The sequence below is a fragment of the Capnocytophaga periodontitidis genome (assembly GCF_016126015.1).
GTDB classification, from domain to species: domain Bacteria; phylum Bacteroidota; class Bacteroidia; order Flavobacteriales; family Flavobacteriaceae; genus Capnocytophaga; species Capnocytophaga periodontitidis.
This window is the reverse complement of the sequence record NZ_JAEFDB010000015.1, coordinates 38,850-54,151: the sequence shown is the minus strand read 5'-3', so window position 1 is coordinate 54,151 and position 15,302 is coordinate 38,850. Positions and strand designations below refer to the sequence as shown.

The window sequence follows — 15,302 nt, the reverse complement described above, 5'->3', positions numbered from 1 at the left end:
GTACACTACACAATTACCACCTCCATTGCTATAAGTTACTACCAACCGATAGTCACCTTCTTGATTAAATGTATATTGGGTGGTAGTGCCGTTATTAGTATGCACATTTGCCCAAGTACAATTATAGGATTCAAGGCTTGGAGGGCATTCTTTAAAGCGCTGCGCTTCTTTAGCATTACAGTTGCCTTTTTTCTGCCATACAAAGTTTATAGCATTAGAAATGCTCACTTTAAAATTTACAGAAGCATTAGCACCACACAAATACACCTGAGGATAATACTGACCATTATCTGGACAGATGTATAGTTCTCCATTGACTTGTTTGTTTTGAATCATTTTATGGATAGGGTGATCAGCTTCGGCAGGATTGGGTTTTACCTCGTAGATTTCGTACATAGTAGCACAACCAGCTTTGGTTTTTGTTACTTTATAAGTACCAGCTTCGGAAACGGTAAGGACGCGATTAGTACCTTTTTGACCTATATTACCTCCTGCTGTTTTTTCCCACTTATAGCTATCAAAGCCATCGGCAGCTGTAAGTACAGCATTGGCTTGACAGAGGGTAATGGTTTCTTTATAAGCACAATTGGTAAAATCGGTATTTACAGTGAAGAGAGTTGGAGCTGCTGTTCCTGAGTCGCAAGAACCCGCTTGAGGGAAACTTTTAGTTGTAAAACCATCGGAAGTAGGATTTTCTACTCCATTATAAGTAGCCGAAACACTATTTGCTATTTGATTGGCACAAGGGTCGCGCCAATCGTTACAGTTATTAGCTACTTGTACGCCAAAGGATATTTCTTGCCAAGCGCTAAATTTTTTGACTAAATTATTAGGTACTGTGAATTTTATTTCACGGGTGTTAGTATTGTATGATGTAAATGTAACTCCTGAAGGTACATTGATACTGGTTACTTTGTTTTGTAAACTATTAGGGAGCACCTCTGTAATTACTAAATTTTTAGCATCGTCATTTCCAGTATTTCTGAAGCGGATTTTATAGCGAAGAGAAGCGCCAAAGGCTATATTGGTAGCATTGGTAACATCATTATTAGCTACATCGTACACGCGTTTTTCCATCACAATATGAGGAGCGATTACCTCCACATTGAAAGCGAAGAAGAATGGATAGTATGAATCTTGTACTGTATAAGGGCTGATTGTAGCTGTAGTAGCGTTGTTATGCAGAAGATTATTGCCATTATTAGGCAAATTGAAGATACCTGCATCGAAACCAAGCAGGTTAGTAGATTTAGGATTTCTATCGAGATTGACTCCTGTTTCATTGGTGATACTACTATTGAAGAAGTTATTTTGATTACGACCAGGAGCTGATATTTCAGTTCCATTGATGCGAAGTTTATCACCATAAATTCCTATTTCTCCTTCTAAAGCTGCAAAACCAATTCTAGCTTTTACTGGACCTGAAGGTACGGTTTTAAATCCAGAAATACTGATGTTAGGAAAACGACCAGTTCTGACTACTGAAAAACCGTCAAACAAGGTAATATTACGGCTCTCACGAGCTAAATCTTCATATACTATTACTAAATTCCAACCTGCGGCATACCCTGCACCAGAGTCTTCAGTACCGAAAGGAGCTTGCATATCGGCAACAGTGTAAGTAGCTCCTATATTTGTAAGTAAATTAGTGACATCGGCACGATATATATATGCTCTTTGCCCTTTGGCTGGATTACCCCAGCCTGTAGAGCTCACAATATCATTACCATCATATACTTTATGACCTACAAGATTGTGATAAGCTCCATTACCTATTTTAAATTTTACCTGACCAAATTTTGATCTTTCCAAACGAGGATTACGCTGGTTGTCTACCCTTTCTTGTGTATAGGCGGCTGCCCAATACAAATAAGCTTTTATTACTCGCTTGTTACAAGTAGACACAGGCTCTTTTACATCAGCTGAACTGGAGTTAAAAGTACTTGGATCATTATCAACATCGGTATATTCCATATTGATACGAGAGTTGTCGTGATCTCCATTATATGGGGCATTGGCAGGGCGCGAATCTCCTTTATTGAGTATAGCATTACCCACTATAATCATATCCCCTTTCACCGTTTGTTGAAAAAAAGGTGTAAATGGTATATCTTGAGCAACCGTTGTAACAATTGTTGCTAAAAAGAAACATTGTAATAGTATAAACTTTTTCATATTGATATGAATGTATTTCTTAAAAATGCTAATTACTGAGAATAAAAATATGTGTAGAAATTGATACACTTAGGGTTTCACGCGCAAAAATACAGTATTATTTTTACATTCCAATACTTTATTACGACTTTAACATCATTTTAACACTTATGTAACGAATATTTTTTACCTAACTTACACATATATTGTATAAAAATAAAAATTAGAAAAGTTGTTTTTTTTATGTTATATTAACAGTGTGAGGTACGATAGCCTCTGATCTCCCGAAGGGTAGAAGCCTATGTTGGGCGTGAAGTGCAAGATTATAATAAGGCTGTAGGGAATGATGATATTTACAAAAAAAGGTAGTTTGTTGTTTCTCAATGGTATGAATTTTGTACTTTTGCCTCATCAAAAAAAATATTGCTTTATGAAGAAAATTATTTTTATAGCATTACTATGCTGGGCTGGGACTACTTTAAGTGCACAAAGTAGTGAAGAAATACAAAAAGAACGCACGGGCTATGAGCAGCCTTATCATCCTGAAGAAGATGGGTATATGCGTATCAACCAGCTATTGCAGCAGGCTAAAAAAGAAAACAAGAAAGTACTCGTACAAATTGGTGGTAATTGGTGTGTGTGGTGCTTGCGATTCAATCACTTAGTAACTACCAATCCTGAATTGAAGAAAATTCTCAACAAGAAATATATCTATTACCACTTAAATTTTTCACCTGAAAACGAGAATGAAAAGGCTTTTAAAAAGTATGGTAATCCTGGAGTACAATACGGTTATCCTGCATTCCTTATCCTGAGTTCTAAAGGCGAAGTGCTCTTCACTCAAAAAAGTGAAGATTTAGAAGATGGTAAAGGATACGATCCTAAAAAGGTTAAGAAATTTCTACAAGGAAGGTTATAAATTAGCTAATTTGGCGATTTGCTAATTCATCAATGATATTAATTACTTCTAAAGCCTCACTTGCAGGTACGGGGTTTTCTTTTTTTCCTATGAGGGCTTGATAGAAATCTTCGTAAAACTGTCCATAATTGCCGTGTTGGGCTGTTGTGAGCGTACGACTTTCAAGCGTATGCAGGATACCATTAGGTTCGTAAACTTTTGGCATCCAATGAATTGTAGTAGGAATCACACCCACAACTAAAGCATTTTCTTGTCCGTCGAAACGCTGTTGCAAAAAACTGCCTTTAGTACCGTGTAACACGTATTCCCATTGTCGTTCTAAGGCAAAAGTAGAAGATTTGAGTCGTACGCGCAACTGATTGTCATAGAAGCATATCACTTCAAAATAATCGTCGGTTTGAGTACCTTTGCGGAGGTAACCCAAATCGGCGTATGTTTTTATAGGTTTCCCAAATAATTGCAAGGCTTGGTCTATAAGGTGTGCCCCCAAATCATAAAGTGCTCCTCCCCCACTTTTAGCAGTTTCTTTATGGGCTTTGGCACTGATACTATCACGGAAACGATCAAAACGTATTTCTACTTCTTTAAGTTCGCCCAATACACCACTTTTTACTATTTCCTTTACTTTCAGATAATCACCATCATAACGACGATTTTGATAAACGGTGAGTAGCTTCCCTTTTTCTTTGGCTAAAGTATTGAGAGCACGAGCTTCTTCAGCAGTTACCGTAAAAGGTTTTTCAACTAATACGTGTTTTCCTGCTAAAAGAGCTTCTTTGGCGTACTCATAATGAGTTTGCACGGGAGTATTGACCACTACTACTTCTATGGCTGGGTCTTGTAGCACTTCAGCTACTGAACGATACAATTTGCTTTTGGGATATAATTCACGAGATTCCGAGCGATGGCGTTCTACCACCGCATAGAGGTTAAGATGAGGATGTTGAGCGATAAAAGGGGCGTGGAATACACGTCCGCTCATTCCAAAACTACAAAGTGCTATATTCATTTTTCAGGTAATAGATAATAAGTAACAGGTTATGGGGTAACAAAAACGTTAATCTTTAACTATTAATACTCCATAGATATTCTCAAAAAGCTCTTGCATTCTTTGATAATCACTTTGCCGAATAGCAAGCTGTAACTCACAATTCTCAGTGAGGTTTTGTTGGGTGATGGTGAGGTTTTGCTCCTTCACTACCCTCATTACTTTGTTCATCAATGGATAATCAAAACGGATACGCAACTCTTCAGTGATGAGTTTTTCTTCAATTTCAGCCACTTGCAGGGTAAGTTGGGCGGTAGTTTTATAGGCTTGTACTAATCCGCCTACACCTAACTTGATTCCTCCAAAATAGCGCACGACAATTACCAATATATTGGTAAGTTCAAAGGACTGGATTTGTCCGTAAATAGGAATACCTGCCGTATTATTAGGCTCACCGTCGTCGTTGGCGCGATAACGTTGGGTAGATCCATAACCTAATTGCCACGCATAACACCAATGTCGTGCCGAAAAATGAGCTTTTTTCACTTCTTCAAGATGTACCTTTATCTCTTCTTCGGAAGTAACAGGAAAAGCATAGCCGAGAAACTTGCTACTCTTTTCCTTAAAGATTACTTCTTCTATAGAGATTGCTATAGTTTTGTAAGTATCCATTATTCAGGGGTCAGGTTTCAGGGGTTATTGAAAGGTGTATTTCACTGAGAGTCCTGTACGGATTGTGGTCATTGGAAAGGCTGTAGAAATAGCCGATTTAGAGAAATTGTATTGGAAATAGTACGATGCTAAGAGGTTACGACTGAGGGCATACTCGGCGGTAAGATTACCTAACCAAGAGGTTTGTCCTGCAGTTACTTGGTTGTTAAATATTTCCATATTGCGTATTACGGTGAACTCATTGAGGTAAGAAAGCGTACCTTTGAGTACCAAATCACTCTTCAGCGTAGTGAGATTACCATTCACACGGGTTACAAAGCTCAAGTTTTTAAAGCGATAACCTAAGCCAAATTTATATTCACGCTTGAGGATTTCAGTGAGATAATCATTATCTAAACTGATAGAAATGGTGCGATCACGGTTGAACTCTGCCAAGAGACTCATAGAATTTTTAAGTTCCATATCGGCGCGAATAAGCGGATTGAACTGCTCGGCAAGGGTAACCGTAGAATACAATTTTTCATTGAGGAAGTCGCCTGCTACATTCGTTTTATTAGGATTAGCAGGTTCATACTCCAAGTTGGTACGGAACTCACTAAGTGAATAGCTCGCGCGATAGCCGTGGGCTAATGAGAAACGGCGAAAAGTATTCTTGATAAAATCGATGCGCATCAAGCCTGTATAACGTATATTCCACTCAGGGATAGGAATATTTTTGAACGCATCAAGTGATACACCACTGGCACTACCGCCAGAATACGCTGCAAAGAACGCCGGTATCATTACCGCCTGACTTTTTTTGCTATATCCTATAGGATACCCCTCAGCATCTACTGATGAAGGGTTCAACCCGCGAGCATCGGCTAAGCGGCGTGCGACGGTGAGCCGGTTATCTTTAAAGCGTTCAAAGGCAGCCGAGTTGTACTCGTCTATTTTGTTGAAAGCAGTTGCGATGAGGTTGGTAGAAATATTAAAGCTACCTACCTGATTGCCTACTAATTTGTTGTATACAAAATTGCGCACTTCAAAGGTTTCGGTATAATTTTCAGTATATTGTCTATTCCCTTTTAAATTGATTTGTAAATCAGGTATTGGTTGCAAATTAGCGGTGAGCAAGAGTTGTTTTTCTTGTGATTTGATATATTGGTCGTTGAAATCGGCAAATTCGGTAAGCTGGCCGCGCTTAGCCATTTCGTAGCGCAAATCGGTTTGGTCACCAAACATAAAGCCTACCGAAGGTTTGAACGTACCCAAGAATCCTACTTGCTGGGTGTAGCCAGGGATGGTACGAGCATTAGTAACTGAATAGTTCACACCAGCGGTTTTAATCATCGTTAAAAGCGTTTTTCCAACACTTGCTTTCTCACCTCTTGGGGTAGCTCTCACGCCTAAGTAACGATAAAGCTGATCGAAAGTAAGGTTTGCGGTAAAGTTATGAGTGTTACCATTTTGCAAGGTATTCACGTCTTGGCGTGCCAATTGCAAGAGGGTTTGAGACCCACGTTGGTAATCAAAATCACCTGAATATGTATAGTTGGCACGTAAGAACTCAAAGTAAGGGAACTTTGCAAATGGCAATTCGTAATTCACTTGGAATTTAGAGAAAAAGTGATCAGGAGTTCCTAAATCCCAGAAATTATTCCACAACGATACCTCTCTATCTACTCCTGATATATCACCATTGGCATCATATCTATAGTAATTGCGAATGATACTATTGTTAGTTGCACTGAAATTGAGTCGCAATGATTTGGTGAGATTATAGTTGATAGCATATTGGTGATTCATCAAGTAATTGCGTTGTTGCAATTCTGGCAAAGCGCGTTGCTGACTTGCATTTACACCATCGAAATGCACATCGCGGAACAACTGTTTAGTAAACGAACGATTAACATCTGCAGTGAACATAATGCTTGTAGGCAAAATATTCAGATTCATATCAGCTAACCACTGCCAATAACGTTTGCCTGCAAACTTGCTACTCTTTTTGAAAGGCTCTACCGTTGTAGGTTTAAACGTATAGTTGTACATAAAGCCTGCCCGTACTTGTTGCTCATCTTCATAACTAAGCTCGTAATCGCGGTGGTTTTTCTCATTATAAGCGTAGTTGAAAGTAAAGTTTTCGATGTTGTAGATATGGTTCTTTTGCCCTTCAGCTAAGTTTTTCTTCACCCCAATAAGGTTGATACCGCGTCGCAAGGTATAATCTTCGGCTTGCCGCTTGATAATTTCACGTTCATTTTCATTTTGAGCAACATCCAAGCGGTCTTGCAATCTGATATCTTGATATACAGGATCATACTCTGGTGTTGAGAGCTTTTGAGAGTGATTCAAACCTACGGGTATTTGCATATTCCACTTAGGAGGCAAGAGTTTCCCTGCATTGATGTTCATCATCACGTCGTACTCACGGGTACTTTCGAGCGCACGTTGGTTAGGCGCTTGATCTACAGCCCCAAAGCCTACAGTGTGCATACGTCCTGTAGCCGAAATATTCAGTAATTCAGAAGCATTAGCATCCAATGAACCAACGGCAGCCCAGCCACCGCGATTTTCTAATTCGGCAACACGGAGTTCGTTGAACCAAAACTCACCACTGAGGTCGTGCCCCGATGCATTTTTAATTCCCAACATTACCGCACGCACGCTACCTAAGGATGGATTTCCTTTGATGACATAGCGGTTTTGCCCCGCGATATGAGGAGTAGTGTAAGGAGTAGTAATTACATTAAAATTGTGATCGTAATACGTTTCATCACTCAGTCCTCCTACACTTCTCAGTTTAATAGCTTTGAGCTTGGTGAGTATTTCCATTGGGATATTCAGTTCGTTTTCTTTAGGCCATATTAGGTAATCGGCACTTGCTCCTGCAGGAGTTACCTGCAAGGGGACTTCTATTTGATAGTAGTTATTGTTGAAATCGGTACCTATTCGTATAAAAGCTACTGCCTGATTATCGGTTAAAGCATTGTTCTTATAGGCTTCGGCGTGTACAAACATCTTGATATATTTGTATTGTCGCAAGTCAAAACGCAAGGCTTTATACACAGCACGGCTATCCTGATCTCTAAGATCGCGCACTATGTACGACAAGGCTTGTTCATTCTGTTCCACCAAAGTATTATTGGTATTGATACGTTCGCGGTGTACCCCTGGTGGCATACGATAAGGAATAGGATGGCGATTTTCGTTCTCGATGAGGTTAACGGAGTTGATTTCGACGGTAGTAGCTGAAGTAACCCCCAAACTTTCATTGAGTGGATAATTGTAGTAGCGCCAATCACCACGAATAAGGTCGAGTGTACCGAAGCGTAAGAGCATCTCGTTTTGGAAACCAGTGAGATACATACGCATGTGTGTCATCGAATTGATGATATTAATTTGTTCAGTTTTAGAAACCGTTCCTACAGGGAAGCTATAGCCTTCACGCCATAATGCACCACTGGCAATTGGTATTTTGTACTGTATCCATCGGGCAGACACCTGTTGCCCATTGGGGGCTTCTATTGAAACTGTACGAATATCGTTCACATAAGGGTCGGAAGTAGTGATATTAGGGTGCATACGTACGCGATATTCAAGGTAGTTATTGGCGGTATTCATCGTATAATCACCATTGATATCCTCGTGATCGGGTATGGTTGTAGAACCTCTATTGCTATCGGTATTATTTACGGGTGAGTTGCCTTGAGTACCATTGTAGTTGTAGTAACGATTAAGGATACCCCCACTACGTGCCAAAAAATACTCATAGTTATCCATTGCAGGGTCGTTAGGCGAGGTAGCGAGGTTGTTCGTATAGATATTTCTTTCATCGGTATCGGTAAGTCCGTCGAGCCCTATATCTTGCAAAGCACGGTTAGAAGGATTCTCATCGAAAGCATAAACTAAGGATTGAGCGGCAGGCACTTTCCCCCAAGAAGTTTGGTTAGTGCTAGCGGTAGACGAAAGTCCTGGCAAGCCATTTTCATATTGCTTACGACCATCTTTGAGTACATCTTCAGAGATATTTCCTAAGTTGAACACCAACTCCCCATTACCACTGTATTCACCTGAATAGTAAGGATCCATTACCCAGAATTGTAGGAACTCTATATTGCTTTCTTGGAAATCAGAATAGCTCATACCACGCATAATCCCCCCCCATTTATTTTCGGTATTGAAAGAAGGGCTGTTGTTATAAGGGCCTTTTACATTAGGATAGTATGCCAAATCCAAAGTAGTTTGTACAAGTGATTGCCCTTGCGCTAATTGCTGTTGTGGGAAGATTTCTTCTATAAAAATACGGCGAGTACTATTTTTAGAAATTTCATTACTGTTTATATCCGAAGGTTTTTGAGCTGAATAGAACACAGGATCAATAGTATACCACGCCAATTTAGCACGCCCAAAACCATTGCGCAAGTTATTAGCATCGGTAGGGTTGCTACCGTAAAGCGTACGTGAAGCTGTGCCACTACCTTGTCCAAACTCTAAAGGTGGACTCGCTAATTTCCAAGCCAGAGGTGAACGTATATCAATAGTAGCTTGAGCTGACTCAAAATCATCTAAATATACAGTAGTTTCACCGTTGAAATCATCGGCTTTCGGGGTGCCTGCTCTCAAATAAGCAAACTCACCACGCAGCGAGAGGTTAGAAGGAGCATCGCTTTTAATCGTAGGAATACGATTCACCCAACGAGTAAGGAAGGGCAACTCAGTAGAATAGGTAGCTCCTACCCCAAAGATAGTATTGTTCACACTCTCTTGTCCGTAGCTAGTTTTCTGAGTATAAGGACGTTCACGTAAATTTACAATAGCTCCATTTACGATGAACTTATCGCTGAACTTATGTTCCACATTCACACCCATATAGCGCGTGGTCTGTCCGCCAAAAATCAAGTTGTTCTCTACGGATACTTGTATAGGTAAATTAGAAGCTTCTAAACTTGCGTTGATAATTTCCACCGTACCCGATTGGTAATCCACCAAATAGTCGATGCCTTCCACGAGTATACGTCCACCTGCCGTTACGGTTACCGAACCCCGCGGTACGTTGAAAGCCCCTAAGGATATGCCCCGACGTGAGGAAGCTTTGTAGCGACCTTTCATTACGAACTTGTTCTTATCGCCATCCATTTGGGCTTGTGACTTAGTGTTTTTATACAGTGAAGTATATACGTACTTTTTCTGATTGTTGTTATAAGAAAGAGGGTTGCCGTAATCTGTTCCTCCTCCTAAAGTGTTGTAGAGAAAACTACCAAAAGGTTCTACTTTAGTAAAGAAGATTTTGCCGTACTGTTCATCGATAGTAATGCCAGGTAGGTAGTCAAAGAAACCATCACCCCCTGGTTGTGGGTCGTTGTATTTGTTGAGGCGGTCGAAATTAAAAAGGTTGAGCAAAATACGATCGTCTAAACTCGCAGGCCAACCTACATTATCCACCTTTTCTATATAGTTGATAGGCGACGGATTAGAATAGAAGATATTCATACGAAAATCTTCAGCTGAAAGTCGCGCTGTACCTACCGAATAAACGTTTTTCATCATCAAATCCCAAATAGGGTCATTCACGTTCAAACGGTTGCTTTTGAGCATTTTCAGTACTAAAAGGTTATTGGTAATAGCATTGTTACCCCCACCATAAATTTGGTTAGTAGTTGCCGAAATACCATCATTAGCAAATTCACCTACTTGGTACACTTGGCTACCATAGGTATATTGGTAGGCTACTGCCAGCACTTCATCACTGCTCAAAGCTGTAACAAGTGAAATATAACCAAGTTTATTATCTACTTTATAATCAACTCCTTCTTCGAGTTTTCGCGCATTTTCAATGATAGCATAGTCATACCCCTGACTTACATACGAAGCATTTGTACCAAAACCTTGTTGTACTGTTGCCACATCGCGAATTGCCTCAGTAAGCACCGAATTAGGTGTACCTAACTTTGTAGGGTCGTATTTATTAGCACCATTGGCAGGCATATTGTTAGTAGTGGCATTGAAGAAAGCTGCACCTGCTTTATCTCCCAAACGGGTATTCACTTGTTTAGGTTCTCCTAAGTCCTGCAATGCCAAAATATTGCGAATATTACCCATACGGCTATTGCGGTTGGTAACCCATACTTCCAATCGAGTGATTTGTACTTTACTATTGATAAAAGGATAGTTCTCTAAAGCGCGGTCATAATTATCGCGAAAGAATTGTGCTAGGAAGAAGTTGCGATTTTCGTCGTAGTCTAAAGCTGAAAATTCAAATTCGGTAATCGTGCCACCTCCTTGTGCGCTAACCGTTTTGCGTTCAGACCTCTGTTCAGAAAATACTCCTGTGATAGTGGTACGCCCAAACTTTAGTTCAGTTTTCACCCCAAACAGACTTTGAGAGCCCGTAATCAGTGAGTTAGACATTGGCATTGAGATATTTCCTAACTCTACTTTCTGTACGATATCATCTTCATCGGGAGCGTACTCTAATTTGAAGACATTTTGAAAATCAAAAGAAGCTTGAGTGTCGTACTGAGCATTGAGTTTCAACCTTGTTCCTATTTTACCAGTAAGTCCTAAACTGATGCGTTGTTCAAAATCTAATCCCCACGAGCTTCGGTAACGCGGACTCACTATAGGGTTATCATTACGTGTATAACGAACTCCTAAGTCTACCCCTACACTCCCTTGCGGTGTGAGCTCTATATTGCGCCCCCCAAAGATACTCTCAAAAAAATCAGAATTTATGTACAACTCAGGCAATAAGTTGCGTTGTGCCTTTTTTTTATCAATTGTACTTGTGCTTGTATCACCCAAAGTTGCGAGTTTTTCATCGTAATACGCTTTCATACGCTCACGCAGTACCAAGTTCTCGTATTCCTTTACAGTAAGAAACATAGGTGTTCTAAGGTCATACTTACCGATTTTTTCGGTATATACATAACGATCAAGTGTAGGATTATATGTATACTGTTGCACAATACTTTTAGGCTGCTCTAACCCCACACGTCCAATGCCATTGCGCACGGTCGTCTCGGTTTGAGTACCTTCGGTAGTAGTGGGAGTTACTTGAGCTTGAGTTGTTAAAACACTGAAAAAGAGTAGTATGAATAGTGTATAAGTATATTTCATAATGGGAGATACATTATAGTAGAATATAAATCGGGGCAAAGATAAAAAACTATTGACAATTTCCAATTAATAATTAACATTTTTAACAATCGTTAATTATAGTGCAGAGTATTAGAGTTTTGACTCAAAGGCTAAGTTTTTGGAAAATGTTTAGTGATGAATAAGTAATTTTGGCAATAGTTTTTAACTCTACTTTTCTATATCAAATAATATAGTAATCCAATTTATTTATTGTATCTTTGCCAAAAAAAAGTTTCTGAATTTTAGTTTTTTCAAACACAAAATCATTTTTTTGAGGCTTCTTTTATAGAAAAAAAAATAACAAGCTCAATAACTTTTTTTAAACACAAATTTACTAAATGAAAGAAAATAACATTGAATTAGAAAAGATCGAGAAGTAATGAAAGTCCTTTTTGTATAGATTTGTCATCCCTTAAAAAAAGAATTTATTAGTTGTTAATTGCTAATTGTTATTTTTGTTGTACTTTTGTGCCTTTGATTGCTAACCACTGTTTACTGATGAAAAAGCAAATTACCAATACTGTGTTAATGGTACGCCCTGTGCGCTTCCGTATGAATGAACAAACCGTTGTAAACAACTATTTCCAAGAGGAAATGGATTTGAAGAACGACGAAATAAACCTCAAAGCTCAGCAAGAGTTCGACGCTCTTGTGGATAAACTACGTGCTGTTGGAGTAAAAGTGATTGTTGTAAACGATGTTTATGAACAAAACACTCCAGATTCAGTATTCCCAAACAATTGGATTACCTTCCACCAGAACGGCGATGTGGCTATCTACCCTATGTTTGCCGAAAACCGCCGACGTGAACGACGTGAGGATATTTTAGACAAAGTAGAAGCTGAAGGTTTTGATATTGAAAACGTATACGACTATACCGATGCCGAAAAAGAAAATATCTTCTTGGAAGGTACGGGCGCTATGGTACTTGATAGGGTAAACCGCAAAGCCTATTGCGCGCTCTCTCCTCGTGCCGATGAAGAGCTTTTTATTGAGTTCTGCGAAGATTTTGAATATACTCCAGTGATTTTCAAAGCCTATCAGCAGGTAGGTAATGAACAATTACCTATTTATCACACTAATGTAATGATGGCATTAGGTGTAGATTTCGCAGTAGTGTGCTTAGACACCATCACCGATAAAAGCGAGCGCAAAAATCTCTTGCATCATCTCAAAAAAGACAAAAAAGAAGTAATTAACATTACCCCTAAACAAATGGAACAATACGCTGGCAATATGCTACAAGTACAAGGAAAAGAAAGCACTTACTTAGTAATGAGTGATGCTGCCTATAACAGTCTAACTTCCGAACAACGAAAAACTATAGAAAAGCATACCGCTATTATTCACAGCAATTTAGAAACCATTGAAACTTGTGGGGGTGGTAGTGCTCGTTGTATGCTTGCAGAAGTCTTTAACCCTCTAACATCTAAACACTAATAACTAAAATGGACAAAAAAGAATACATTCAAAGTAAAATACGCGACATTAAAGACTTCCCTAAGGAAGGTATTATATTTAAAGACATTACCCCTCTACTAATGGACGTAAAAGGGGTAGAATACGTAATAGACCTATTGGTAGAAAACCTACACGGTCAGAAAATCGACAAAGTGGTCGGAATGGAAAGCCGTGGATTTTTCTTTGGTATGCTCCTTGCTCAACGCTTAGGAGCGGGTTTTGTACCCGTACGCAAAAAAGGAAAATTACCCTATAAAACTCTTTCACAGACTTACAATTTGGAATACGGGCAAGATGTGCTCGAAATCCACGAAGATGCCATTGCAAAAGATGAAAAAGTACTAATTCACGACGATATCCTCGCTACAGGAGGTACTGCCGAAGCTGTAGTAAAACTTATAGAACGTCTCGGAGGGGATATCGTGCAGCTTGATTTCCTAATGGAACTACATTTTCTCAAGGGACGCGATAAACTAAAAAATTACAAAGTGTATAGCATTCTGTAAAAATCAGAGAATTGAAAATTACTTATTAGAAATGTTAAGACTTAAATATCAATTATTTAAACATTTCTAATTAAAAAAATATACCAAAAAATTTCGCTACTTAAATAAAAAATCCTACATTTGCGCGAATAAAAACAAACAAGTAATGAAAATAAAGAATTGCATTCTATATATCACTTTATTTGTAATCTCACTGTTACCTCTAAAAGGTTTTGCTACCGAAAATGAAGGAAGTGAGGAGTTTAATATCAATGAGTTAATCGATGAACACATCGGGGATTCTCACGATTTCCACTTATTTGATTACAATGGGCACGCTTATTCATTGCCCTTACCTATAATCCTATGGACTGATAACGGATTGGTAACTTTTTTGTCAAGCGCTTTTCATCACGACAACAAAGGAACTGTTGTAGTTGAGAAAAATGGACAGCGGTTTGTTCGCTATAAAGAGGATATCTACTACGCCAATGCCGATACGCCCCTTACGTTTAACGCTCAAGGTGATGTAACCAATGCACGCCCTCTGAACTTTTCTATTACTAAGAATGTCGTTTCATTGATGTTAATATCAATACTATTATTGCTCACTTTCATTGCGGTAGCGCGTTCATATAAAAAGAATCCTAAAGCTCCAAAAGGATTGGCAGGTCTATTGGAACCTATCATAATCTTTGTGCGCGATGAAATAGCTATTCCTAATATAGGAGAAAAGTATTACAATAGATATATGCCCTATTTGCTTACAGTCTTTTTCCTCATTTGGGTAGGAAACCTCTTCGGACTTATACCTTTCTTCCCTTTTGCAGGTACTGTAACCAACAACATTCTCTTTACGGGTATGTTAGCTCTTTTCACACTTATCCTTACCTTATTTAGTAGCAACAAACACTATTGGCAACACATTTTTGCTCCACCTGGGGTACCCTCGTGGATATTACCTATTATGATACCTATCGAAATATTGAGTGTATTCACTAAACCTTTTGCCTTGATGATACGTTTGTTTGCTAATATGACAGCAGGTCACATCATCGCCCTAAGTTTGATATCACTGATATTCATATTCAAATCAGTAGCGATAGCCCCTGTATCAGTTGCCTTTACAGTGTTTATGCAAATGTTAGAGTTATTAGTAGCCGTATTGCAGGCCTATGTTTTTACACTGCTTTCTGCACTATTCATAGGGCAAGCTGTAGAAGAAACACACTAATCAACCTAATTACCTAACACAAGTAACTAATTAATTTTTATAAATATGACTTTATCTTTAGCAGGAATTGGGGCTGGATTAGCAGCCATCGGAGCCGGAATCGGTATTGGTAAAATCGGTGCTTCAGCCGTAGAAGGTGTAGCACGCCAACCCGAAGTCTCTTCTAAAATCCAAACTATGATGTTGATTGCAGCAGCTCTTATCGAAGGGGCAGCCCTCTTCGGTATCGTTGTAGCTTTCCTCAAATAGTACTAAAAAAACCGTTGTGTA

Annotated in this window: 9 protein-coding genes; 5 read left to right on the top strand and 4 right to left on the bottom strand. The window is 39.1% G+C overall.

The window, feature by feature from the left end:
• Positions 1-2,175, bottom strand: a 2,175-nt coding sequence (locus I7X29_RS14235; protein ID WP_198475619.1) for a DUF7619 domain-containing protein, incomplete at its 3' end; no start/stop codon positions are given.
• 409 nt (positions 2,176-2,584) lie between these two features.
• On the opposite strand from I7X29_RS14235, the gene I7X29_RS14230 reads away from it, so the two are divergent.
• Positions 2,585-3,073: a thioredoxin family protein gene (locus tag I7X29_RS14230; protein ID WP_088594773.1), complete on the top strand. Its 489-nt coding sequence runs from the start codon at positions 2,585-2,587 to the stop codon at positions 3,071-3,073.
• A gap of 1 nt (position 3,074) precedes the next feature.
• Here the strand turns inward: I7X29_RS14230 and I7X29_RS14225 are convergent, their stop codons facing one another.
• Genes I7X29_RS14225 through sov form a run of 3 tightly spaced genes read right to left on the bottom strand, consistent with a single transcriptional unit; the run spans position 3,075 to position 11,831 of the window.
• Complete coding sequence (locus tag I7X29_RS14225; RefSeq protein ID WP_198475617.1) at positions 3,075-4,082, bottom strand: Gfo/Idh/MocA family protein; 1,008 nt, start codon at positions 4,080-4,082, stop codon at positions 3,075-3,077.
• Positions 4,083-4,130: 48 nt separating this feature from the next.
• On the bottom strand, positions 4,131-4,733 hold the full coding sequence (locus I7X29_RS14220) for an IMPACT family protein (protein ID WP_198475615.1): 603 nt from the start codon (positions 4,731-4,733) through the stop codon (positions 4,131-4,133).
• Between the two features lie 24 nt (positions 4,734-4,757).
• The gene (gene sov, locus I7X29_RS14215; RefSeq protein ID WP_198475613.1) at positions 4,758-11,831 is read right to left on the bottom strand and encodes a T9SS outer membrane translocon Sov/SprA; all 7,074 of its coding nucleotides are present in this window, start codon (positions 11,829-11,831) and stop codon (positions 4,758-4,760) included.
• A 519-nt stretch (positions 11,832-12,350) separates the two neighbouring features.
• Between sov and ctlX the strand changes: the two genes are divergently transcribed.
• The 4 genes from ctlX to atpE all read left to right on the top strand — a co-directional run bounded on the left by ctlX (position 12,351) and on the right by atpE (position 15,281).
• On the top strand, positions 12,351-13,292 hold the full coding sequence (gene ctlX, locus I7X29_RS14210) for a citrulline utilization hydrolase CtlX (RefSeq protein ID WP_198475611.1): 942 nt from the start codon (positions 12,351-12,353) through the stop codon (positions 13,290-13,292).
• Between the two features lie 8 nt (positions 13,293-13,300).
• Entirely contained in the window at positions 13,301-13,819 is a 519-nt protein-coding gene (locus tag I7X29_RS14205) for an adenine phosphoribosyltransferase (protein ID WP_009413284.1), read from the top strand.
• A 145-nt stretch (positions 13,820-13,964) separates the two neighbouring features.
• The gene (gene atpB / locus I7X29_RS14200; protein WP_198475609.1) at positions 13,965-15,032 is read left to right on the top strand and encodes a F0F1 ATP synthase subunit A; all 1,068 of its coding nucleotides are present in this window, start codon (positions 13,965-13,967) and stop codon (positions 15,030-15,032) included.
• A gap of 45 nt (positions 15,033-15,077) precedes the next feature.
• Entirely contained in the window at positions 15,078-15,281 is a 204-nt protein-coding gene (gene atpE, locus I7X29_RS14195; protein WP_009413286.1) for an ATP synthase F0 subunit C, read from the top strand.
• Positions 15,282-15,302 lie beyond the last annotated feature (21 nt).

Bases quoted from the DNA above. Each gene is read 5' to 3' on its own strand.
- I7X29_RS14230 (WP_088594773.1), top strand. From the start codon at position 2,585: ATGAAGAAAATTATTTTTATAGCATTACTATGCTGGGCTGGGACTACT.
- I7X29_RS14225 (WP_198475617.1), bottom strand. From the start codon at position 4,082: ATGAATATAGCACTTTGTAGTTTTGGAATGAGCGGACGTGTATTCCAC.
- I7X29_RS14220 (WP_198475615.1), bottom strand. From the start codon at position 4,733: ATGGATACTTACAAAACTATAGCAATCTCTATAGAAGAAGTAATCTTT.
- sov (WP_198475613.1), bottom strand. From the start codon at position 11,831: ATGAAATATACTTATACACTATTCATACTACTCTTTTTCAGTGTTTTA.
- ctlX (WP_198475611.1), top strand. From the start codon at position 12,351: ATGAAAAAGCAAATTACCAATACTGTGTTAATGGTACGCCCTGTGCGC.
- I7X29_RS14205 (WP_009413284.1), top strand. From the start codon at position 13,301: ATGGACAAAAAAGAATACATTCAAAGTAAAATACGCGACATTAAAGAC.
- atpB (WP_198475609.1), top strand. From the start codon at position 13,965: ATGAAAATAAAGAATTGCATTCTATATATCACTTTATTTGTAATCTCA.
- atpE (WP_009413286.1), top strand. From the start codon at position 15,078: ATGACTTTATCTTTAGCAGGAATTGGGGCTGGATTAGCAGCCATCGGA.